We start from the raw sequence: 20,382 nt of genomic DNA, 5'->3' as shown, positions 1-20,382 counted from the left end.
CGTCGGTCAGGTGGTGGGCCCGTGGCCCGTCGCGGTGCTGCCTGCGCCCTCGTCCGAGGACCGGTCGACTGCGCCCGAGCCCCCTCGCAGGTCACCGAGCTTGCCCTGGACGCGCGGGTCGTTCCACGTGTCGTTGGCCCAGCCCTTGAGCTTCTCGAGGCGTTCGCGTCCCGAACGCGTCCCGAACAGGTACCCGACGCCGGCGCCGACCACCAGTGCTGCCTTGCCCTTCATGTCACGCCTCCAGTGCTCTCGTCCGACCGCCCCGAGGGGCGTGCTGCCGAGCGTAGGCGGGCACGGCTCAGGTCGCCTCCCGACCGGGGCAGCGCTGTTGAGGGTCGGACGGCGACTGACGGGCCGCGACGGGGTTCGGCTGCCCTCAGGCGGTCATGGCCAGGAGCTCGCGACAGGCCGCCTCGCACGCGCGGCACTCCTCGGCGCACACGCGGCAGTGCTCGTGCATCTCCGCGTGCTGCGCGCACTCGTCGCCGCAGGCGTGGCATACCGCGATGCACGCCTGCAGGTGGGCGCGGGTGACGACGGCGTCGTAGCCCGTCTGGCGGGAGAGGATCCGGGCGGTGCCGCCACAGCTGTCGGCGCAGTCCAGGTTCGTCCGGATGCAGACGCGCAGATCCGCGACCATGTCTTCGCTCAGACACGCGTCGGCACACGTGGTGCACGCCTGCGCGCAGCTCAGGAGCGAGTCGATCACCCGGCTCAGGAGCCCGGGCGGGAGGGTGACCTGCGCCGGGAAGGACTCCAGCATCTCCGTGGTCTTCATCGCGGTCTCCGTCCGCCGTCCCGTCGGCACGGTGCCGACCCTCTGGACGCTAGGAGCGCCGCACAGAGGGCGCATCCGGGGGCGACGGTCAGCCCTCGGCGACCAGCGGCAGGCGCCGCACGCTCCGGAACTGCCGCGGCAGCCCGTCGACCGGGTCGGTGAACGAGATCTCCCCGGCGAGCAGCTGCAGCGGGCTGCTGAAGTCGTCGACCTCGACGTCCCGCACCACGGGGTACAGCGGGTCGTCGACGATCGGGATGCCGAGCCCCAGCAGGTGCAGGCGCAGCTGGTGGGTGCGGCCCGTGCGGGGCGTCAGGCGGTAGATCCCGCGGCCGTCGACCTCCTGCTCCAGCTCGACGAGCGTCTCGGCGTTGACCGGGGCGTCGGGCACCACCTCGGCCTGCCACGCGCCGCGCTCCTTGTGGATGTGGTTGCGGACCACGACGGGGAGCTCCAGGTCCGCGCGCAGCGGCGCCAGCGCCCAGTAGGTCTTCTGCACCGCACGGCGCTCGAACAAGGTCTGGTAGGGCCCGCGCCAGCAGGGCTCGGTCGCGAGCATCAGCAGCCCGGACGTGACCCGGTCCAGGCGGTGCAGCGGGGACAGGTCCGGCAGGCCCAGCTCGTCGCGCAGTCGGACGACGACGCTCTGCCGCACGTGCCGACCCCGCGGGATCGAGGAGAGGAAGGCCGGCTTGTCGACCACCACGAGCCGGTCGTCGCGGTGCACCACGGGGATCGGTCCGGGCACCTCGGGCTCGTCACGCAGGTCGCGGTGGAACCACACGAACCGGTGCGGGGCGAAGGGGTCGTCCCCGTGCACCGCGCGGCCGTCCTCGTCGACGAAGCGCTGCTCCGCCAGCATCCCCGGCACGTCGACGTGCTCGGGCAGCCGGTGCCGCAGCCAAGCGCCCATCGTCGGCCACTCGTCCGAGCGGGTGCGGTCACGATCGGGGGTGCGCAGCCGGGCGGCGCTCAGGCCGTGGCGGGCCGGGAGCGGCGATCGGGGGGGCATGAGCCGATGGTACGGGCGGGGGGTGTGACGACCTCGTCGGGAGACCTACGAGGCCAACCGCTCCCGCGCGCGGTGGCCAGCGCTGGCCGGTTCTCGTCCGGACTCGCTGATCTCGGCCCACACCTCGTCGAGGGAGAGGCCGAGCACGTCGGCGATCGCTGCGATGGTCGGGAAGGCGGGGGTCGCCACACGACCCGACTCGATCTTGCGGAGGGTCTCCGGTGAGACGCGCGCGTCGAGGGCGGTCTCGAGCATCGAGCGCTCTCCCCGGGCTCGACGCAGCACGGCGCCGAGGCGTTTCCCGCGCTCGATCTCGGCGGGCGTGAGCGGCAGCCTGACCATGCCGACGATCCTAGCCGGGATAGTATTGCCGGGATAGTTATTGGTAGCACGAGGAGCGCACCCGACATGATCGAGATCCTGAACCCCACCGAGCTGGCTCGCGCGAGGGAGACCGGCGCCCTCGTCGGCGACATCCTCCAGACACTGAAGGCCCGCACCGCGGTCGGCACGAACCTCCTCGACATCGACCGGTGGGCCCAGGCCATGATCGTCGAGGCCGGGGCGGTGTCCTGCTACGTCGACTACGCGCCGTCCTTCGGACGCGGGCCGTTCGGCCACTACATCTGCACGTCCGTCAACGACGCCGTGCTCCACGGACTGCCCCACGACTACACGCTCGCCGACGGCGACCTCGTCTCGCTCGACCTCGCGGTCTCCACCGGCGGGATCGCCGCCGACTCCGCCATCAGCTTCGTCGTCGGCGACTCACGCCCCCCGGAGAGCGTCGCGATGATCGACGCGACCGAACGCGCCCTGGCCGCGGGGATCGCCGCCGCCCGGCCCGGCGCTCGCATCGGTGACCTCTCCCACGCCATCGGCACGGTCCTCACCGAGGCGGGCTACCCGATCAACACCGAGTTCGGAGGGCACGGCATCGGGTCGACGATGCACCAGGACCCGCACGTCGCCAACACCGGGCGCCCCGGCCGCGGGTACACGCTGCGCCCCGGGCTGCTGCTCGCACTGGAGCCGTGGATCATGGCCGACACGGACGAGCTCGTGACCGATCCCGACGGGTGGACGCTCCGCAGCGCGACCGGCTGCCGGACGGCGCACCGCGAGCACACGATCGCCATCACCGAGGACGGAGCCGAGATCCTGACTTTGCCGAGCCAGGCGCGCTCGTGAGGGTGGAGACGCGCGTGCAGTTCGCGTCAGCTAGCCGCTGACCCATCGCGCGATCGCGTCGTTGAAGGCAGCAGGCTGGTCGATCCACGGATAGTGCCCGCTGCCCTCGATCATCTCGACCGTGCCCTCGCGGAACATGCTCGCGAGCTCCCGAACCGGTCGGTTTCCCGACAGGAGGTCTGCCGCGCCTCCGACGACGTGGATCGGGAGGGAGAGCGCGGCGATCACCTCCAGCAGCGGCCCGGGCGGCGGAGCACCGAAGAAGGCCCTGAGTGCCCCGAGGTTGGTCGATCCGGTCTGCGCATGCCGCCGCGCTGCGTCGTTCCACGTCGCGTACCCGAGCGGCGCGGTGACCCGCTGCTGCTCCCTGAACCGGTCCTCGTCGGACAGGTCCAGCGGCGGCGCGGCGAGGGCGGCACGGATGGCGGGTTCGCCCAGCCGAGGTTCGGCGAGCTCCGCGATGTCGTCCGCTCCGCCCGTCAGCCACGTCGCCGGGGGCGTGATGAGTCCGAGCCGGCGGACGGGTGCCCCGCTCGCGGCGTAGGCCAAGGCGACGCGGGTGCCCGACGAGTGCGCCAGCACATCGACGCTGTCGACACCCAGCGCGCGCCGCACCGAATCCAGGTCGTCGCGCTGGTCCCACCACGGCCGGGGCAGGCCACCGGTCGCGGGCGTGCCACGGAAGTGGACGACGGCGACCGCACGGCCCGCGCCCCACCGAGCGACATCCCCGAGATATTCGGGGTCACGGACTCCGCCCCCGGGCAGCAACAGGATCGGATCGCCACCGTCCCCGACGATCTCCACGTGCACCGGCGTGAACACCCGCCGAGCCTAGGACACGCCACAGTCGCCGTCTGGGGATCGCGAGCCCCGGTTCAGGTGGCGCCAGGCAGTACTTGCATGCAGGCGCAATCATGCAAGGATTGAGCCGTGGTGAGCGCTCTGACCAACCGCACCTACGGGCGCCTGTTCATCGCGCAGGTCGTCTCCCTCGTGGGGACCGGGCTGGCGACCGTGGCGCTCGGCCTCTTGGCGTACGACCTGGCCGGTGCCGGCTCTGCGCTGGTGCTGGGCACCGTGTTCGCGATCAAGATGGCCGCCTACGTGGCAGTCGCGCCTGTCGCTGCCGCCGTGACGCACGCGGCGCCGCCGCGGGTCGTGATGGTCGCTGCGGACCTCGTTCGCGTCGTGGTGGTTCTCGGGCTTCCGCTGGTATCGGCGGTCTGGCAGGTGTACGTGCTGGTGCTGGCGATGCAGGCGGCGTCCGCCGTGCACACCCCGACCTACCAGGCGGTGCTGCCGCGCGTGCTGCGGGACCCGCGTCGCTACACCCAGGCGCTGTCGCTGTCCCGGCTCGCCGAGGACCTCGAGATGGTGCTGTCACCGCTGCTCGCGGCGGCCCTCCTCCTGCTCGTGCCGAGCTCGGACCTGTTCGTCGGCACGGCGATCTGCTTCGCCGTGTCGGCCGCGCTCGTCTCGCGCGTCACCCTGGGCCGGGCGCCGGTCGAGGACGAGCCGCAGCCGTTCGGTGTGCGCGTGCGCCGCGGCGTCGAGCTGATCGTCCGCTCGCCGGCGCTGCGGGCCGTGCTCGCGCTGAACCTGGCGGTCGCGGCCGGCGGCGCGTACGTCCTGGTGCAGTACGTGCTGATCGCCCGCGAGGCCTACGGGCGGGGCGACGGCACGGCCGCGCTGCTGATGGCCGCGCTGGGAGCGGGGTCGATCACCGTGGCCACGCTCCTCCCGCGCGCACTGGACGCACTCCCGGAACGGGCGGTGATGCTCGGTGGCGCGGGCCTGCTGACGGTGGCGACCGCGGGGGTCGCGACGGCGCTCACCGTGCCCGGCACCGGGGGGTTGGTGCTGGTGGGGGCGATGTTCGCGCTGGTCGGCGCCGGGTGGGCGGCCGCGGAGACTCCCGTCGGGCGGATCATCGCCCGCACCACCCCCGAGCGCGACCAGCCGGCGGTGTTCGCCGCACAGTTCTCCCTGTCGCACGCCTGCTGGCTCGTGACGTACCCGCTCGCCGGATGGCTCGGCGAGCGCGGCCTCGGGTCCGCCGCACTGGTGCTCGCTGCGGTCTCCGCCGCGGCCGTCGCCGCGACTGCGGCGCTGTGGCCGAGGCGCGCACCTCGGCGCCCCCTGGTGGCGGACGTGGCAGGCTGAGCGTGTGACCGCCCAGCCCTCGCAGGCGCCCGCCCAGACGGACGCGGACCTCGACATGGCCGTCGAGATGCTGCGCCTGCTCGCGGACCACACGCGGTTGGCGATCCTCGACCTGCTGCGCGACGGCGAGCTCTCGGTCGGCACGATCGCGAACCAGCTCGGGCGACCGGTTCCGGGGGTCTCGCAGCACCTGGCGAAGCTGCGCACCGGCAGGCTCGTCCACACCCGCCGCGACGGCGTCACCGTGTACTACCGCCAGGCCAACGAGCACGTCGACGCGCTGGTGCGCAACGTCCTGCAGCAGGCCGAGCACCTCAGGTTCGAGAACCCGCCGCACCACGCCTGACGCTCACGCTCGGTCGTGAGCCCAGACCGGCGACGACACGGGGTGACGCACTCACGGACGTCGGGTCAGCGGTTCCCGAGGTCCTGCGGGGACAGCCACATCACGCCAGGGAGGTCGCTGAATCGCACCCTCGCATCGGCGGACAGCACGGTGCGTGAGTGCTCGACCGCGGTCGCGGCGATGATGAGGTCGTGGGCGCCGCGTTGCTGGCCCGACCGGCGGGTGTGCGCGAGCAGACGGCCGTGCATGGGTGCGGTGCGTTCCGTGTAGTCCAGGACCGGGATCGTGGACGTGATGGCATCCAGGACGGCCTGTCGGGATGCTGCTCGCGCAGGGGTGTCGGCGAGCTCGATGCCGGTGCGGAACTCGGCGACGGTGACTGCGGCGATCGCGAGGTCGTCGTCAGCGAGGGCGTCTCGGTCGAGCGTGCGGCGCGCGAACGCGATCAGTGCGTTCGTGTCAAGGATCAGGCGCCTGACCACGGGTCCCTCTCGTCGGCAGTCAGCAGGCTCGTGGCAGCGTTGATGTCCACCTCGAACGCGTCGGCCAGCGACGCGTCGACGCCGTCGAGAGCCGCTGCCAGCGCACGCCCGGTCGTTGCCGTGACCGGTCGCAGCTCTGCGACCGGGACGCCCGCGCGCGTGATCGTGATCGTGTCGCCGTGCTCGACCGCGTCGAGGGCTTCCGAGAAGCCGCGCGACACGTTCGTCGCCGTCATCGTTCGCATCCCGTCAACTTATCAGATAATCAGAGGTCGGTCCCGAGGTCGTGCTCCGGGTTGGGGACAGCGCCGGAGCCACACTCCGCGAGCCGAGTTGTGTGAGCCGGATCACACAAGCTCGGTCGGCGAATGCACGCCAGGGCGCCGGCGTGCGAGACAGTATGGATTTGTCCCGATGGTCACTTGTTTGCGAAGGGAATGCGATTTCACGGGGCTCGACATTGAGCAACGCCACCACGCGTCGTCGCGGTCGCTGCTGAATGTCGAACGAGCAGAGCAAGGGGGATCGCATGAAATCGTCCGCGTCGAACTCCATCGGGAATCAAGGAGCCAGTCTTTCTCCGTACGCCAACGGCATCGCATCACTCGTGTTGGCGGCAACTGCAACGGCGGCTATCGCACTGACGGTGACGAGCTCTACTTCCGAAGGTGCCATCTGGTGGATCCTCGTGCTCGGCGTAGGGCAGTCTCTGGTGTTCTGGCTCGCGACGGGTCTGCCGATGCGTTACCGCATCACTTCCTCGAGCGCCCTGCTCTGCGCATTCCTCGCCGCTTACACACCTGGCCTGCTGCAAGCGACGCCGCTTGGCGCAGGTCCAGCCCTGGTTTTGGCCGTCATCGGCTCGCTACCCATGTGGGCTGTCGCTATCGGGCGACTGGTGAAAGCCAAGCGCACCATCACCAACACGTAAGACCCGCGTTGTCCAGTTATAGAGGCGCCTCGGCTACACCAGCCCGTGGCCACAGCAGCACGCCTCAGCGCGCGACGACTCGACGCTACGGGGCCCGCCCCGGCAGGCATCACTGATATAGCCGAGCACCGGCCCTGCGTCGCGGACCCCGACTTCCAGAGTTGGGTCCCTGACGGCCCCCGATTTCCAGAGCCTCCAGACCTAGGCCGATTTTCCAGAGATCACTGCCTGTCGGCACACAGCCAGCCGAGGTCAGCCCTCGGACTTCCCCTCGCGCCAGTAGCCCATGAACGCGACGGACCGGCGGTCGACGCCGCGCTCGGTCACGAGGTGGCGGCGCAGCTGCTTGATGACGCCGGCCTCGCCCGCGAGCCACGCGTAGAGGTCGCCGGTGCGGGGCTGGGCCTCGTCGGTGGTGGCGGAGGTGGCCGGGATCTCCCAGAGGATCTGGTTGTCGACGTCGACGTCCTCCAGCTCGGGCACCGCACCGCCCGTGGGGTCGGCGAGGAGCCGGTCGGCGGCGCAGCGCACCGCGGGCACGAGGTGGGTGCCGTGCGCGGCTCCGTCGCGCTCGAGCCAGGTGAGCCGGACGCCGACGGGGCAGCGCAGCGCGAGGCGGTCGCCGGCGCAGGGCACCTCGAGGACGGCCTCGCCACGTGCGTCGTCGGGCAGGGACTCGAGGATCGCGGCGATCGCGGGGACGGCCGTCTCGTCGCCCGCGAGCAGCAGCGCGAGGCACTGCTGCGGCTGGGCCCACTCAATGCCCCCGCGGACGCCCTCGTAACGGGCGTCGGGTCCGCAGATGAGGAGCGGGTCACCCGGCATCGCGCGGCGGGCCCAGCGGGTCGCGGGGCCGGTGTCGCCGTGCAGCACGACGTCGACGTCGATCTCACGGTCCTCCCGACGCACGGCGCGCACCGTGTAGGTGCGCAGCAGGGGGCGCTCGTCGTCGGGCAGCGCACGCCACGCGGTGTACCAGTCGGTGTCGGCGGCCATCGCCTCGACCACGCTCGCCGAGGCGCCCAGCACGAGCTTGATGCGCTGGTCGAGCCCGGTGTCGGCGAACAGGTCGAGGTCGACGCCCGTGAACGTGAAGCGTCGGAAGCTCGGGCTGAGGTCCTCGATGCGGGCGACCTCGACCGCGAACACCCGGAAGGGGGTGATCGCGGGGGCGGGAGCGAGCACGGTCACGGATCAGCCCTTCGATTGAGGTATGGCTACCCTAACCGCCCGGGAGCCGACGGTGTCGTGTCGTACGTCACACGTCGCGGGATGCTTCGCGCGGTACAAGCGTCGTTCGCCCGCATGGTCGTGGCGCTGGTGCACCGCACGCTGGCAGGATCGCGGCGGTGCGCCCCGCCCGGTTGCGCCCCGGCCGACAGGAGCTGCTGCCGTGATCACCGCCCACCAGGCCCGCAACGGCGCGTTCTCCCGCACGCGCGCGGCTGCCTCGTACGACATGACGGCGGTCGACCGCATGATGGAGCGGGTCGCGGAGACGCTCGAGGCGCTCGAGCAGGGCCGGACCGTCGGCCCTGACGGTGAGCGTCTGCTGCTGCCCCGTGACCTGCGCGGCGCGCGGCCCCCGGAGGCCATGGGCGCGGGGTACGCCGCGGAGCAGGTCGACGCCGTGCAGGCTGAGATGATCGCGACGCTCGAGGAGTACGTGCGCCGGTTCGCCGCCCCGCGCACCGAGCCCGCCGACGCGCCCGCGAGCCGGACGACCGCTCCCACCACCCCGGCGACAGCATCGGTGGCCACGACACCGATGCCGGCGCCCGCTCCGGCGCTGCCCCCGGTCGACCTGACCGACGCCCCGACCGGCGGGCTCGGCGCCTACGACGTGATGCTCGGCGTGCAGGCCGCGCGTGCCTCGCTGTTCGGCGTCGAGCGCGACCACCTGCGCGTGCGCACCGCCGACGGCACGCTCAGCCCGGTCGTCGCGGTCGAGACGGTCGCCGACGGCATCGTCGTCCACGTCCGCTGACGCACCCCCTCGCCAGCGCGACCCCGCCGAAGACCCGCACCGCTCCCCCGGACCGCCAGGAGACCGCCGTGATCACCGCCGACCAGCTCCGCCGCCGCTCGCTCCCCAGCAGCTACCGCTCGGACGGCTACGACCGCGCCCAGGTGGACCACTACCTCGACCTCGCCGCCGCGACGCTCGCGTCGGTCGAGCAGGGCACCCCGGGCGCCACGGCAGCCGCCCAGATGCTGCTCCGCGAGGTGCGCGGGGCCCGGTTCGCGGCGCGGACGTCGGGCGCCGGGTACGCATCGCCCGAGGTCGAGGCGTTGCGCGCGGGGGTCGTCGCGACGCTCGAGGCGTACGTCGGCACCGACGACGCAGCAGCAGCAGAGCCGGCGACCTCCCCCACCGCGGTGCCCGCACCCGGCCCCGCACCGACCCGCGGCGCGGCGGCCCCCGCCCGGCCTACGGGCGCACCGACCGGCAGCCACGACGAGCTGAGCGCGTTCGACCTGGTCATGCGCGTGCAGAGCGGACGCACAGCGCTCCTCGCCAGCCGCGGCGAGCGCATCGTGGTGCGGACCCCGGACGGCGCGCTGCACGCGATCGACGGGGTCGAGGCGACCGCGGACGGCGTCGAGCTGCGGCTCGGCTGATCAGCTGACGGTGGTCCCGAAGATCAGCCCGAGCAGGTAGGTCGCCGCCGCGGCGCCGTAGCCGATCGCGAGCTGGCGCAGCGCGCGACGCAGCGGCGGGCCGCCCGAGAGCACACCCACCGCAGCACCGGTGCCGAGCAGTGCGACGCCGACCATCGCCGACGACAGCGCGACGGCTGCGAGCCCTTCCATGCCGAACAGGTACGGCAGCACGGGGATGAGCGCCCCGGACGCGAAGAAACAGAAGCTGGCGCCCGCCGCACCGACCGCGGTGCCCACGGACTCGTGCTCGTCGATCTCCTCGTCCGCGGCAGCCGCAGCCTGCACGTCGACGACCGGCAGCCCCAGGGCCGGGGTCGGCACCGTCCCGAGGGTGGCCAGGACCTCACGCGCCCGCTCGAGCGCGTCACCCTCTGACATCCCCCGGGCACGGTAGACGAGCGCGAGCTCGTTGGTGTCGACGTCGAGGTGCGGCAGGGCCGCGCGGGCGTGGTGCCCCGGGGTCGAGGCCATGAGCAGCTCGCGCTGCGAACGGACCGAGACGTACTCGCCGGCCCCCATCGACAGCGCCCCCGCGAGCAGCCCCGCGAGGCCGGTGAGCAGCACCGTCGCGCTCGAGGCCCCGGCCGCACCGATGCCGAGCACGAGGGCCAGGTTGCTCACGAGCCCGTCGTTCGCCCCGAAGACAGCAGCCCGGAAGGTGCCCGACATGCGGTTGCGGCCACGGGTGGCGAGCCCGCGCACGACCTCCTCGTGGATGCGTTCGTCGGCTGCCATCGCCGCTGTCGCGTCGACGTCCGTCTCGTAGCTCGAGCGGCCCTCGGCCCGCTGGGCGAGCGCGAGGACGAAGACCCCGCCGAAGCGTCGTGCGAGCCAGCCGAGCGAGCGGGTGCGCAGGTCACCGGGCAACGGACGCCCGACGTCGTCGCCGAGCAGCGCGAGCCAGTGCGCCTCGTGGCGCCGTTCGGCCTCCGCGAGCGCGAGCAGGATCTCGCGCTCCTCACCCGTGCGCCGGTCCGCCAGGTAGCGGTACACCGCACCCTCGGCGCGCTCGTCGGCGAGGTAGCCACGCCACCGCCGGATCTCCCGGCGGGTGGGGACGCGAGGAGGAGGTCCGTCCGAGGGCGGACGGGTCGTGTCGAGGGGCATGGCACCCATGATCCCATCCGCGTCCGGGGGTCCCGGGAGGGACGTCACAGCCTCTCGAGTTGCTGGGAGGTCGCGCGTACAAGACGGTTGTTCATGCGTGCACGGCCTGACCGGCGCCGGGCGCGCCCGATGAGGGGGGAGAGTCGGATGCGTGCCGAGACCCACATACAGCCCGACACCGCGGCGGTCGCACCCGCGCGCCGCTGGGCCCGCGAACGGCTGACCGAGGCGGGTCTGGGCGGTTCTGCGCTCGACCTCCTGGTGCTGCTCGTGAGCGAGGCCGTGACGAACGCCGTCGAGCACGCGGACCCGCCCGTGCTGCTCCGGGTCGACGTCGACGAGGAACGCACCCGCGTCGAGGTCACCGACGGGGCCCGGGCCGAACCGATACTGCGCAACCCGCCGCCGACCGCGACCGGGGGGCGAGGCGTCATGTTCGTCGACCGTCTCTCGACCCGGTGGGGCACGCTGGCCCACCAGGTGCCGGGCTCGACCGTCGAGAGCAAGACGGTGTGGTTCGAGCTGGCGCACGGCGACATCCCGTCCGAGCTCGCGCCGAGCCCGCGGGCCCGCACGGACGACTGAGCGGCCCGGTCAGTCGGGGCGCTGACCCGTGTCGACCAGCGCCGCCCCCGTGCGTCGGGCGCGGGCACGGCGGACCCCCGAGCGTGCCGCGTAGACGCCCGCGAGCACCGCGCACAGCCCCACTGCCGCGGCGAGCTGCCCGCGCGCCTCGTCGTCGGTGAGCATCAGCACCATGAAGCCCACGAGCAGCGCGAGCGTGGCCCACGACAGGTACGGGTAGCCCCACATCCGGATGCTCAGCGTCCCGTCGCGCTCGAGGCGAGGACGCAGCCGGATCTGGGCGACGGCGATGAACAGCCAGACGAGGATCAGCGAGGCCCCGGCGGCGCTGAGCAGGATCGTCAGCAGCTGGTCGGGCAGCAGCCAGTTGAGCAGCACGCTCACGAGGCCGCACGCGATCGACACCCACACCGCGGCGGACGGGACCCCGCTGCGCGACACGTGCGTCAGGGCGCGCGGTCCGTCGCCGCGCTGGGCCAGCGAGAAGGCCATCCGGGACGTGCCGTACACGTTCGCGTTGAACGCCGAGAGCAGGGCCACGACCACCACGACCTCCATCACGAGGGGCAGCGCCGGGATGCCCGTCAGGCCCAGGACCGCGACGAACGGCCCCGCGACGAGCTCCGGGGCGTCCCACGGCAGCACGAGCACCATGACGGCGACCGAGCCGACGTAGAACAGCAGGATCCGCCACACCACGCTGCGGGCCGCGGCCGCGATCGACCGGCGGGGGTCTTGCGACTCGGCGGCCGCGATGGTGATGATCTCGATCCCGCCGAACGCGAACACGACCACGAGCAGGCCCGAGGCGATGCCGCCGACGCCCTGCGGCGCGAACCCGCCGTGGCCCAGCAGGTTGCTCGTCCCCACGGGATCGGTGCCGGGCAGCAGCCCCAGCACCAGCAGCGCGCCGATGACCAGGAACAGCACGATCACGGCGACCTTGATCGAGGCGAACCAGAACTCGAACTCCCCGAAGCTGCGCACCCCCGACAGGTTGACCACGGCGAACGCCACGACGAGCAGCAGCGCGACGACCCACTGCGGCACGGCGGGGAACCAGCCCTGGACGATCTGCGAGGCACCCGTGATCTCGACGCCGAGCACGAGCACGAGCGTGGCCCAGTACAGCCAGCCGAGCGTGAACCCGGCCCACCGCCCGATCCCCGCGTCCGCGTAGGTGGAGAACGACCCGCTCGACGGGAGCGCTGCGGCCATCTCGGCGAGCATCCGCATGACGAGGACGACGAGCACCCCGGCCACGACGTAGGACACGAGGATCGCGGGCCCGGCCAGGCCGATCCCGGCTCCGGCGCCGAGGAACAGGCCCGCCCCGACGGCGGAGCCCAGCCCCATCATCGTCAGGTGCCGCACCCGCAGCCCGGTGCCGAGCTGTTCGGTGACCTGCGTGGACGTGGTGCTTGTGGTCGATGACACCCCGTGAGGCTACCGACCAGACCTGGGCCCGACACGGGCCTGGGTGCCCAGGGACCCCGCCCACTCAGCAGACACCCAGCCTTTTCGCGTACGGTCGTCAGGTCCGCCGCCCCACGGGACGGGACGACCGACAACCACGAAGGACTCCATCGTGTACCGACGACTCGCAGCGACAACTGTCGCTCTTGCCCTGCTCCTCGCCGGGTGCTCTGGGAGCAGCGGCTCCGACGACCCGACCGAGACCCCGACCGCGTCGGCCTCCGCCGAGGCCACCGCGAGCGCGGAGGACATCGCCGCCCTCGAGTCCGTCAAGGTCGAGGGCGACCTGGGTGCCGAGCCCACCGTCACCTACGACACCTGGCCGTTCACCGTGTCCGCCAACGTCGCGCGCGTCGTGACGGAGGGCGAGGGCGAGGCACTCGAGGACGGGCAGGTGCTCGCTGTCGACTACGTCGCCGTGAACGGCGCCGACGGCACGACGCTCGGCACCACCTACGGCGCCTCGCACGAGAGCCTGACGCTGGGCGACGCGAACATCGTCGGCGCCCTCAACGACATCCTCATGGACCAGAACGTCGGCTCCCGCGTGCTCCTCGCGGTGCCCGGCACCGACTCGGTCACGCTCATGGCCATCGAGGTCGTCAGCGCCACGACCGTCCCCGACCGTGCCGAGGGTGAGGCAGTGGCCCCGGCCGACGGCCTGCCGACGGTGACGCTCGCCGAGGACGGCACGCCGTCGATCACGCCGGTCGCGGGCGACGCCCCCACCGAGCTCGTGGTGCAGCCGCTCATCAAGGGCAGCGGCGCGGCGGTCGAGGCCGGGCAGTCCGTGACCGTCCACTACTCGGGCTGGCTGTGGGACGGCACCGCGTTCGACTCGTCGTGGGGCTCCTCGCCGTTCACCACGGTGATCGGCAGCGGCCAGGTCATCGACGGCTGGGACCAGGGTCTCGTCGGCCAGACGGTCGGCAGCCAGGTGCTCCTGGTGGTCCCGCCGTCGCTCGGTTACGGCGACAAGGACCAGAGCGCGATCCCCGCGAACTCGACCCTCGTGTTCGTCGTGGACATCCTCGCGGCCTCCTGACCGCACGCGCGAGACCCCGGGCGCCGTTCGCGGCACCCGGGGTCTCGTCGTCGGTGGGGCCGTCCGGTCGGTCGCTCGGTCGCGGGCGCGTCAGTCCCAGGCGAGCAGCCAGCAGTGCTCACCGGGCCGCCACCGGTTGGTGCGCCGCTGGAGCTCCTGCGGCATGCCGAGCGCGTCGCGCAGGCCGTAGCCGTCACGCGCGGCCTCCCACAGGGCGGTGCAGTCGCACGGGCCGTCGTGGGGCCACCCGGGCACGCTCAACCCCGGCAGCGCGTACAGGAACACGCCCTCGGCTGTGATCCGCTCGTCCTCGCGCGCCGGGCCCACCGCGTAGCCGTGCACCTCGACCACGCCGGGGTGCACCACCGCGGCGCGCAGCACGGCGCCCAGGGTCGGCGAGTCGCGCTGACGGGTCGCGAGCTGGTCCTCGGTGAGGGCCGCGAGCAGGCGTCCGGCGGCGTCGGCGCCCAGCCCCGCGAACCGCACGAGCCCGTCGTCGCCGTTGACCTCGTGCACGGTGCGCTGCGAGCCGTACGGCCGGTAGTCGTGGTACGCCCACGGCACGTGGGTCGAGGTGGTGCACGGCGCCAGCACGTCGGCGACGGCGAGGGTCCATCCGCGCGGCCCGAGCCCGCCCCCACCGGCTCGTCGGGGTGGCCGCTCGTCGAGCTGGGACCCCCAGATCCCCGCGACGTCGACGCTCTCGACCTCGTCCACCTGCACCGCCCCCGTCCACGCACGTCCCCTCAGGGCGTGCCAGGTCCCGGTGCCGACGCCGCGCCGCCGCCGCACCTGCTCGCCCCTCCTGGTGATCCTGGTGGACCCGCCAGCACCCGCGCGCGCCGACACTCCGGGCGAAACGCCCTGACCTGCGGCAGAGGTCTCGGCGCCCAGTCGACGGCGTCCACTGGGTGGACAACCGGGTCGGTCAGGTCGTAGGACGTCCCGGGCCGTTCGTCCCCGTTCGTCACGCCCGACGAGTGCCAGGGTGAGCACATGACCGGCTACGCCGTCCTCGACCTCGAGACCACCGGGCTCTCGCCCACGCTCCACGACCGCATCGTGGAGGTCGCCGTGGTGTGCGTCGACGCCTCGGGTGAGATCGAGTCGGAGTGGAGCACGCTGATCAACCCCGGGCGCGACCTGGGTCCCCACCACGTGCACGGCATCACGGCAGCCGACGCGATGCTCGCGCCCGCGTTCGCGGACGTGGCCCCGTGGGTCGCCCGGCTGCTCACCGACCGCGTCGTCGTGGGGCACAACGTCGCGTTCGACGTGCGCTTCCTGACCGCCGAGCTCGCCCGCGCCGGACTGCCCCTCGAGATCGACGCCGCGACCAGCCTGTGCACCATGCAGCTCTCGCGCGCCTACATCCCGGGCGCGTCGCGCGGTCTCGCCGTGTGCTGCGAGCTGGCGGGCGTACGGCACGACGGCGTGCACTCGGCGCTGGGCGACGCCCGGGCCGTCGCCGGCCTGCTGCGCCACTTCCTGAGCCTGGTTCAGCCCGAGGTCCCGTGGTCGGCGACGATCGAGAGCGCCACGCACCGCGCGTGGCTGCCCCCGAGCGACGTCCCGGCGCGTCCGGTGCCCGTGCACCGCGGCGACAGCCGGGCGACGCACCACTGGCTCGCCACGCTCGCGGACCGCCTGCCGCGGGTCACGAACCCGCCGCACGCCGACGAGTACCTCGCGCTGCTCGACCTGGCCCTGCTCGACCGCGCCCTGTCGGTGCACGAGCGCACGTCGCTGCTGGCCGCGGCGCACGAGATCGGGCTGAGCCGGGCCGACGTCGACCAGCTGCACCGCGGCTACCTCGCCGCGATCGCGCACGCCGCGCTCGCCGACGCCGCGCTCGAAGGGCGTGGGCTGAGCGGTGTGGAGGCCGGTGAGCTGCACGGCATCGCCGGGGCCCTGGGCCTCGACGGCGACGACGTCACCGCCGCGCTCGCCCCCGCCGGCATGTCGGTGCGGCGTCCGGTGTTCGCGCTCGCCGAGGGCGACCAGGTCGTGTTCACGGGCGAGCTGGGCCGCCCCCGCGACGAGTGGCGCGGGATCGCGCGCGACGCGGGGCTCGTGCCCTGGCCGCACGTCACCGAGGTCACCCGGCTCGTCGTCGCGGCAGATCCCGACTCGCTCTCCGGCAAGGCGCGGGCCGCCCGCCGCTACGGCATCCCCGTGGTCGACGAGCCCACGTTCGCCGGGCTGCTCGCCCGGGCCTGACCGACGCGCGGGTCGGGCTTCACCCGCTCCCCCACGGCGGCTCCTCGCCGAGCTTCTCGTAGTAGCGGGCGAGCTGGTCCTTGACCGCCGGGACGTCGGCCGCAGGCAGCCGGATGCCGCCACGGGACCCGTCGATCACGGCAGCCGCCGCGAAGATCGCGTGCGGCACCGCCTCGAGCGAGCCGTCCACGACGTCCGCGATCAGCAGCTTGTACGCCGTGAAGTCCTGCCTGCGGGACGCGTCGTACCAGAGGTGCGTGTCACGGTAGGCCGCGTTCGGGCCCTGCTGGGCGTGCGTGAACGCCCGCACCCGCCTGTTCGCGACGGCGCTGTCCCAGTGGCGGTCTCGCGGCGCCAGGGGGAAGTCCTGAAAGGCCGGGACTGCCATGAGCTCGTTCCTCTCGGTCGGACCGGTCGGGACGACCGGCGGTGCGGCAGCGGTGCGGTGGGCTGTGCGGTCGGCTGTGCGGTGGGACTGTGCGGCGGGGATCAGTCCGCGGGTGCCGCGGCCCGCAGCAGGTCGAGCAACGGGCCGGCGGCGAGGTCGAGGAACTCCTGCTGCTTCTCGTCACCCACCTGCACGAGCGCGATGTCGGTGAACCCCGCCTCCCAGTAGGGCGCAACGGCCGCGACGATCGCATCGAGGTCAGGGCCGCACGGGATCGCCCGGGCCACGTCCTCGGGCCGCACGAACTGGGTCGCCGCCTCGAACGCCTGCGGCGTGGGCAGGTCCGCGTTGACCTTCCAGCCGCCGCCGAACCAGCGGAACTGCTCGTAGGCGCGCGTGATCGCGGCGTCGCGGTCCCGGTCCCAGCTGATCGGGATCTGCCCGAGCGTGCGAGAGACGGGCAGGCCCATCGACCGGCGGGTCGTGCTCCAGCGGCGGACCAGGTCAGGGTCGGGCGCGGTCGCCACGAGGTGGTCGGCGACGGGCGCGAACCGGGCCACCGCCTGCTCGCCCGAGACGGCGATGCCGATCTGGACCCGGGCGTCGGGCAGGTCCCACAGCTGTGCCGAGTCGACCCGGAAGTGCGTGCCCTCGAACGTCACCCGTTCCCCCGCGAGGAGCTTGTGCACGATCCCGAGCGCCTCCTCGAGCATGTCGTGGCGCTCCCCGACCATCGGCCAGCGCTGACCGACCACGTGCTCGTTGAGGTTCTCCCCCGCCCCCAGCCCCAGCAGGAACCGGCCCTCGGACAGCACAGCCAGCGTCGCGGCCATCTGCGCGACCACCGGCGGCTGGTAGCGCATCGTCGGGCACGTCACATACGTCATGAGCTCGACGTCGTGCGTCGCGTGAGCCACCGCACCCAGCACCGACCACGCGTGCGGCGAGTGACCCTGCGCCTCGAGCCACGGGAAGTAGTGGTCGCTCGAGGCCTCGAAGTCGAACCCGATCCGGTCCGCGGCGACGGCGTAGCGCACCAGCTCGCGTGGCCCGCTCTGCTCGGTCATCAGCGTGTACCCGAATCGCGTCATCCTCCGAGCCTCGCACCGGTGCACCCCCCGGGCATCCGGTGCGCCGGCCACGCACTGACCTGCGTGCAACCTGTGGGCGGGATGTGGCAACGTGCGCCCGTGCCGAGAACCACGACAGACCGAACGAACCGCCGGGCGCCCTGGTGGCTGCTCCTGATCGTCGCCGTGGCGCTCGGCGTCGGGGTGCCGGTGTGGAACGAGCAGCACACGGGTGCCGACGTCCCCGTCACCGCGACCGACCTGGCCGACGCCCGGGCCAAGCTCGACGCGCTCCCCGTCAAGGGCCGCGCCCCGCGCACGGGGTACGAGCGCAGCCTGTTCGGCGAGGCGTGGGCCGACGTCGACCGCAACGGCTGCGACACCCGCAACGACGTGCTGCGCCGTGACCTGACCGACGTGACGTTCAAGGAGGGCACTGACGGGTGCACGGTGCAGACCGGCACCCTGGTGGACCCCTACGGCGGGGCGACCATCGCGTTCGAGCGCGGTGAGCGCAGCTCCGAGGTGCAGATCGACCACGTCGTCGCGCTGTCCGACGCGTGGCAGAAGGGCGCCCAGCAGTGGACCACCGAGGTCCGCACCGCGTTCGCCAACGACCCCGCGAACCTGATGGCTGTCGACGGGCCGCTCAACCAGCAGAAGGGCGCGGGGGACGCGGCCACCTGGCTGCCTCCGCTCAAGGGTTTCCGCTGCGTGTACGTGGTGCGCCAGATCCGCGTCAAGGCTGCCTACGGCCTGTGGGTGACGGCCGCCGAACGTGACGCGATGACCCGCGAGCTCGACCGCTGCACCACCGCCCCACCAGCCTGAGCGCAGCCTTTCCTTGCTGGCGGTGGCTGCAGCGCTGGCGTACACCAGAACCATGCACCGGTTCCGCGAGCTCGTCCGCACCTACCCGCTCGTCGTCGCCACCGTCGTGGTGGGCGTCGTCGGCGGGGTGCTCGTCGCCGCCGGTCAGGACGACGTCTCACGGTGGGTCATCAGCGGCTACGCCCTGCTCGTGGCGGCGGTCCAGGCCTGGGACATGCTCAAGGAGATCCGGCACGGAGCCTGGGGCATCGACGTGCTCGCAGTCACCGCGATCGTCTCGACGGTGGTCGTGGGGCAGTACTGGGCGGCGCTCCTGGTCGTGCTCATGCTCACCGGCGGGGAGGCCCTCGAGGACTTCGCCGCGGGCCGGGCGCGACGCGAGCTGAGCGCGCTGCTCGCGGGTGCCCCGCAGACCGCGCACCGCCTGACGGCCGACGGCACGGTGGCCGACGTCCCCATCGACGACGTCCGGCCGGGCGACGAGCTGGTGGTCAAGCCCGGCGAGCTCGTGCCCGTCGACTGCACGTTGCTCTCCCCTGCGGCGACGTTCGACGAGTCGTCGCTCACGGGCGAGTCGATGCCCGTCGAGCACGTCGAGGGCGACGCGCTGCTCTCGGGATCGGTCAACGGGTCGGCGGGGATCCGGGTGCGCGCGACGGCCGCCGCGGCCGACTCGCAGTACCAGCGGATCGTGGCCCTGGTGCAGGAGGCCGCCCGTTCCAAGGCTCCGTTCGTGCGGCTCGCGGACCGGGTCGCGGTGCCGTTCACGCTCGTCGCGTTCGTGATCGCCGGGGTCGCCTGGGCGGTCTCGGGCGAGGGGTTGCGCTTCGCCGAGGTGCTCGTGGTCGCGACCCCGTGCCCGCTGCTCATCGCGACCCCCGTGGCGTTCATGGCCGGCATGTCGCGCTCGTCGAAGAACGGCATCATCGTCAAGAACGGCGGGACGCTCGAGAAGCTCGCCCGCATCCGCACCGTCGCGTTCGACAAGACGGGGACCCTCACGTACGGCTCACCCGAGGTCGTCGACGTGGTCCCGCACGACGGCGTGACGCCCGACGAGCTGCTGCGGCTGGCGGCGAGCGTCGAGCAGTACTCGAACCACGCGCTCGCCGCGTCGATCGTCGCTGCCGCGACCGGCCGGGGGGCGACGCTGAGCCCCGCGCAGCACGTGCGCGAGAGCGCGGGCCACGGGGTCAGCGCCCGCGTCGACGGCCGCACCGTGGTGGTCGGGAAGGCGTCCTACGTGGCCGATCGCGTCGCGTCGCTGGCCAGCGTCGCGGACCGCGAGCCCGGATCGGGCGCGTTCCAGGAGATCGACCTGGAGCCCGGGCAGATGGCCGTGTACCTCGCGGTCGACGGGGTGTACGCGGGGGCCGTGCGGCTCGCCGACGTGGTCCGCGCCGAGGCCCTGCACACCGTCACCCGGCTGCGCGTGCTCGGGGTGCGCGACACGGTGATGCTCACGGGCGACGGCGAGGCCACCGCCCGCTACGTCGCTGACGCGCTCGGCATCGACGAGTTCCGCGCGAGCTGTCTGCCGGCCGACAAGGTCGCGGCGGTCGAGGCGCTCCCCGACCGGCCCGTGATGATGGTCGGTGACGGCGTGAACGACGCGCCCGTGCTCGCGGTCGCCGACGTGGGCGTGGCGATGGGCGCCAAGGGTTCGTCTGCGGCGTCCGAGTCGGCGGACGTCGTGATCCTGCTCGACGACGTGTACCGGACCGCGAAGGCCGTGAGCATCGGGCAGCGCACCATCCACGTCGCGATGCAGGCCATCGGCATCGGCGTCGGGCTGAGCCTGTTCCTCATGGTCCTCGCCGCGTTCGGCGCGATCCCCGCGATCGTCGGTGCGGGGCTCCAGGAGCTCGTGGACCTGACGACCATCCTCTGGGCGCTGCGGGCTGCGGGACCCGGTCGTCGCGAGCCCGCGGACCAGGTCCGCCCCGCCCCGCGCACCGCGGTCACGGCGTTGGCCCGCGCGGCCTGACCGGCTCGCGGGCGACCCGTGGGCGGCCCGTCCGGACTCCGGCCGTCCACAGGTGCACCAGTTCGCGTGATTCGTCGTGAACAGGGTGATCCACAGTTGT

Annotated in this window: 24 protein-coding genes; 11 read left to right on the top strand and 13 right to left on the bottom strand. The window is 73.0% G+C overall.

Translation table 11 applies throughout. From position 1 onward, the window contains the following. Positions 1-6: 6 nt before the first annotated feature. The 4 genes from ACGIF2_RS11255 to ACGIF2_RS11240 all read right to left on the bottom strand — a co-directional run bounded on the left by ACGIF2_RS11255 (position 7) and on the right by ACGIF2_RS11240 (position 2,135). Positions 7-234: a YtxH domain-containing protein gene (locus ACGIF2_RS11255; RefSeq protein ID WP_396046605.1), complete on the bottom strand. Its 228-nt coding sequence runs from the start codon at positions 232-234 to the stop codon at positions 7-9. 145 nt (positions 235-379) lie between these two features. Beyond that, positions 380-781: a four-helix bundle copper-binding protein gene (locus tag ACGIF2_RS11250; RefSeq protein WP_396046603.1), complete on the bottom strand. Its 402-nt coding sequence runs from the start codon at positions 779-781 to the stop codon at positions 380-382. 88 nt (positions 782-869) lie between these two features. Beyond that, complete coding sequence (locus ACGIF2_RS11245) at positions 870-1,793, bottom strand: pseudouridine synthase (protein WP_396046601.1); 924 nt, start codon at positions 1,791-1,793, stop codon at positions 870-872. 45 nt (positions 1,794-1,838) lie between these two features. Continuing rightward, on the bottom strand, positions 1,839-2,135 hold the full coding sequence (locus ACGIF2_RS11240; RefSeq protein WP_396046599.1) for a helix-turn-helix domain-containing protein: 297 nt from the start codon (positions 2,133-2,135) through the stop codon (positions 1,839-1,841). A 66-nt stretch (positions 2,136-2,201) separates the two neighbouring features. Here ACGIF2_RS11240 and map point away from each other — a divergent pair, with 66 nt between their 5' ends. After that, positions 2,202-2,984, top strand: a complete 783-nt coding sequence (gene map, locus ACGIF2_RS11235) for a type I methionyl aminopeptidase (protein WP_396046597.1) — start codon at positions 2,202-2,204, stop codon at positions 2,982-2,984. Positions 2,985-3,014: 30 nt separating this feature from the next. On the opposite strand, the gene ACGIF2_RS11230 is transcribed toward map, so the two are convergent. Next, positions 3,015-3,809, bottom strand: coding sequence for an alpha/beta fold hydrolase (locus tag ACGIF2_RS11230; protein WP_396046595.1), 795 nt, complete (start codon positions 3,807-3,809; stop codon positions 3,015-3,017). 111 nt (positions 3,810-3,920) lie between these two features. Here ACGIF2_RS11230 and ACGIF2_RS11225 point away from each other — a divergent pair, with 111 nt between their 5' ends. After that, entirely contained in the window at positions 3,921-5,150 is a 1,230-nt protein-coding gene (locus ACGIF2_RS11225; protein WP_396046593.1) for an MFS transporter, read from the top strand. Positions 5,151-5,154: 4 nt separating this feature from the next. Beyond that, positions 5,155-5,496, top strand: a complete 342-nt coding sequence (locus ACGIF2_RS11220; protein ID WP_396046591.1) for an ArsR/SmtB family transcription factor — start codon at positions 5,155-5,157, stop codon at positions 5,494-5,496. Positions 5,497-5,561: 65 nt separating this feature from the next. Here the strand turns inward: ACGIF2_RS11220 and ACGIF2_RS11215 are convergent, their stop codons facing one another. Together ACGIF2_RS11215 and ACGIF2_RS11210 are read right to left on the bottom strand one after the other, a co-directional pair. Continuing rightward, positions 5,562-5,978: a PIN domain-containing protein gene (locus tag ACGIF2_RS11215; protein ID WP_396046589.1), complete on the bottom strand. Its 417-nt coding sequence runs from the start codon at positions 5,976-5,978 to the stop codon at positions 5,562-5,564. Then, the gene (locus tag ACGIF2_RS11210; protein ID WP_396046587.1) at positions 5,963-6,223 is read right to left on the bottom strand and encodes a type II toxin-antitoxin system Phd/YefM family antitoxin; all 261 of its coding nucleotides are present in this window, start codon (positions 6,221-6,223) and stop codon (positions 5,963-5,965) included. The genes ACGIF2_RS11215 and ACGIF2_RS11210 overlap by 16 nt, the downstream gene beginning before the upstream one ends. Positions 6,224-6,477: 254 nt before the next feature. Between ACGIF2_RS11210 and ACGIF2_RS11205 the strand changes: the two genes are divergently transcribed. Next, positions 6,478-6,909, top strand: coding sequence for a hypothetical protein (locus ACGIF2_RS11205; RefSeq protein WP_396046585.1), 432 nt, complete (start codon positions 6,478-6,480; stop codon positions 6,907-6,909). A gap of 252 nt (positions 6,910-7,161) precedes the next feature. On the opposite strand, the gene ACGIF2_RS11200 is transcribed toward ACGIF2_RS11205, so the two are convergent. After that, entirely contained in the window at positions 7,162-8,100 is a 939-nt protein-coding gene (locus ACGIF2_RS11200; protein ID WP_396046583.1) for a siderophore-interacting protein, read from the bottom strand. A 202-nt stretch (positions 8,101-8,302) separates the two neighbouring features. Here ACGIF2_RS11200 and ACGIF2_RS11195 point away from each other — a divergent pair, with 202 nt between their 5' ends. Beyond that, positions 8,303-8,896, top strand: a complete 594-nt coding sequence (locus ACGIF2_RS11195; RefSeq protein ID WP_396046581.1) for a hypothetical protein — start codon at positions 8,303-8,305, stop codon at positions 8,894-8,896. A 68-nt stretch (positions 8,897-8,964) separates the two neighbouring features. Further along, entirely contained in the window at positions 8,965-9,531 is a 567-nt protein-coding gene (locus tag ACGIF2_RS11190; protein ID WP_396046579.1) for a DivIVA domain-containing protein, read from the top strand. Here ACGIF2_RS11190 and ACGIF2_RS11185 read toward each other — a convergent pair whose 3' ends face one another. Then, the gene (locus ACGIF2_RS11185; RefSeq protein WP_396046577.1) at positions 9,532-10,680 is read right to left on the bottom strand and encodes a VIT1/CCC1 family protein; all 1,149 of its coding nucleotides are present in this window, start codon (positions 10,678-10,680) and stop codon (positions 9,532-9,534) included. Between the two features lie 147 nt (positions 10,681-10,827). Here ACGIF2_RS11185 and ACGIF2_RS11180 point away from each other — a divergent pair, with 147 nt between their 5' ends. Continuing rightward, positions 10,828-11,265: an ATP-binding protein gene (locus ACGIF2_RS11180; protein WP_396046575.1), complete on the top strand. Its 438-nt coding sequence runs from the start codon at positions 10,828-10,830 to the stop codon at positions 11,263-11,265. Positions 11,266-11,274: 9 nt separating this feature from the next. On the opposite strand, the gene ACGIF2_RS11175 is transcribed toward ACGIF2_RS11180, so the two are convergent. Next, entirely contained in the window at positions 11,275-12,702 is a 1,428-nt protein-coding gene (locus ACGIF2_RS11175; RefSeq protein ID WP_396046573.1) for an amino acid permease, read from the bottom strand. Between the two features lie 151 nt (positions 12,703-12,853). Between ACGIF2_RS11175 and ACGIF2_RS11170 the strand changes: the two genes are divergently transcribed. Continuing rightward, positions 12,854-13,786 (top strand): FKBP-type peptidyl-prolyl cis-trans isomerase, encoded by a 933-nt coding sequence (locus ACGIF2_RS11170; RefSeq protein WP_396046571.1) that lies wholly within the window; start codon positions 12,854-12,856, stop codon positions 13,784-13,786. 90 nt (positions 13,787-13,876) lie between these two features. On the opposite strand, the gene ACGIF2_RS11165 is transcribed toward ACGIF2_RS11170, so the two are convergent. Continuing rightward, a complete protein-coding gene (locus ACGIF2_RS11165) occupies positions 13,877-14,509 on the bottom strand; it encodes a hypothetical protein (RefSeq protein WP_396046569.1) in 633 nt (210 codons plus the stop codon). 273 nt (positions 14,510-14,782) lie between these two features. On the opposite strand from ACGIF2_RS11165, the gene ACGIF2_RS11160 reads away from it, so the two are divergent. After that, complete coding sequence (locus ACGIF2_RS11160) at positions 14,783-16,006, top strand: exonuclease domain-containing protein (RefSeq protein WP_396046567.1); 1,224 nt, start codon at positions 14,783-14,785, stop codon at positions 16,004-16,006. Positions 16,007-16,025: 19 nt separating this feature from the next. Here the strand turns inward: ACGIF2_RS11160 and ACGIF2_RS11155 are convergent, their stop codons facing one another. Together ACGIF2_RS11155 and ACGIF2_RS11150 are read right to left on the bottom strand one after the other, a co-directional pair. After that, positions 16,026-16,394 (bottom strand): hypothetical protein, encoded by a 369-nt coding sequence (locus tag ACGIF2_RS11155; protein WP_396046565.1) that lies wholly within the window; start codon positions 16,392-16,394, stop codon positions 16,026-16,028. A gap of 101 nt (positions 16,395-16,495) precedes the next feature. After that, the gene (locus ACGIF2_RS11150) at positions 16,496-17,485 is read right to left on the bottom strand and encodes a TIGR03557 family F420-dependent LLM class oxidoreductase (protein ID WP_396046563.1); all 990 of its coding nucleotides are present in this window, start codon (positions 17,483-17,485) and stop codon (positions 16,496-16,498) included. 99 nt (positions 17,486-17,584) lie between these two features. Between ACGIF2_RS11150 and ACGIF2_RS11145 the strand changes: the two genes are divergently transcribed. Beyond that, positions 17,585-18,295 carry an HNH endonuclease family protein gene (locus tag ACGIF2_RS11145; protein ID WP_396046561.1) on the top strand — a complete coding sequence of 237 codons (711 nt, stop codon included), beginning with the start codon at positions 17,585-17,587 and terminating at the stop codon, positions 18,293-18,295. Positions 18,296-18,347: 52 nt separating this feature from the next. After that, positions 18,348-20,282, top strand: a complete 1,935-nt coding sequence (locus ACGIF2_RS11140) for a heavy metal translocating P-type ATPase (RefSeq protein ID WP_396046559.1) — start codon at positions 18,348-18,350, stop codon at positions 20,280-20,282. Positions 20,283-20,382: the final 100 nt, after the last annotated feature.

The organism is Cellulomonas sp. P22 (genome assembly GCF_044392165.1).
The sequence above is the reverse complement of the archived record's forward strand: the minus strand, read 5'-3'. Positions and strand labels throughout refer to the sequence as shown.

Bases quoted from the DNA above. Each gene is read 5' to 3' on its own strand.
- ACGIF2_RS11140 (WP_396046559.1), top strand. From the start codon at position 18,348: ATGCACCGGTTCCGCGAGCTCGTCCGCACCTACCCGCTCGTCGTCGCC.
- ACGIF2_RS11155 (WP_396046565.1), bottom strand. From the start codon at position 16,394: ATGGCAGTCCCGGCCTTTCAGGACTTCCCCCTGGCGCCGCGAGACCGC.
- ACGIF2_RS11180 (WP_396046575.1), top strand. From the start codon at position 10,828: ATGCGTGCCGAGACCCACATACAGCCCGACACCGCGGCGGTCGCACCC.
- map (WP_396046597.1), top strand. From the start codon at position 2,202: ATGATCGAGATCCTGAACCCCACCGAGCTGGCTCGCGCGAGGGAGACC.
- ACGIF2_RS11245 (WP_396046601.1), bottom strand. From the start codon at position 1,793: ATGCCCCCCCGATCGCCGCTCCCGGCCCGCCACGGCCTGAGCGCCGCC.
- ACGIF2_RS11160 (WP_396046567.1), top strand. From the start codon at position 14,783: ATGACCGGCTACGCCGTCCTCGACCTCGAGACCACCGGGCTCTCGCCC.
- ACGIF2_RS11210 (WP_396046587.1), bottom strand. From the start codon at position 6,223: ATGCGAACGATGACGGCGACGAACGTGTCGCGCGGCTTCTCGGAAGCC.
- ACGIF2_RS11185 (WP_396046577.1), bottom strand. From the start codon at position 10,680: ATGCCCCTCGACACGACCCGTCCGCCCTCGGACGGACCTCCTCCTCGC.
- ACGIF2_RS11240 (WP_396046599.1), bottom strand. From the start codon at position 2,135: ATGGTCAGGCTGCCGCTCACGCCCGCCGAGATCGAGCGCGGGAAACGC.
- ACGIF2_RS11255 (WP_396046605.1), bottom strand. From the start codon at position 234: ATGAAGGGCAAGGCAGCACTGGTGGTCGGCGCCGGCGTCGGGTACCTG.
- ACGIF2_RS11250 (WP_396046603.1), bottom strand. From the start codon at position 781: ATGAAGACCACGGAGATGCTGGAGTCCTTCCCGGCGCAGGTCACCCTC.
- ACGIF2_RS11205 (WP_396046585.1), top strand. From the start codon at position 6,478: ATGTCGAACGAGCAGAGCAAGGGGGATCGCATGAAATCGTCCGCGTCG.
- ACGIF2_RS11150 (WP_396046563.1), bottom strand. From the start codon at position 17,485: ATGACGCGATTCGGGTACACGCTGATGACCGAGCAGAGCGGGCCACGC.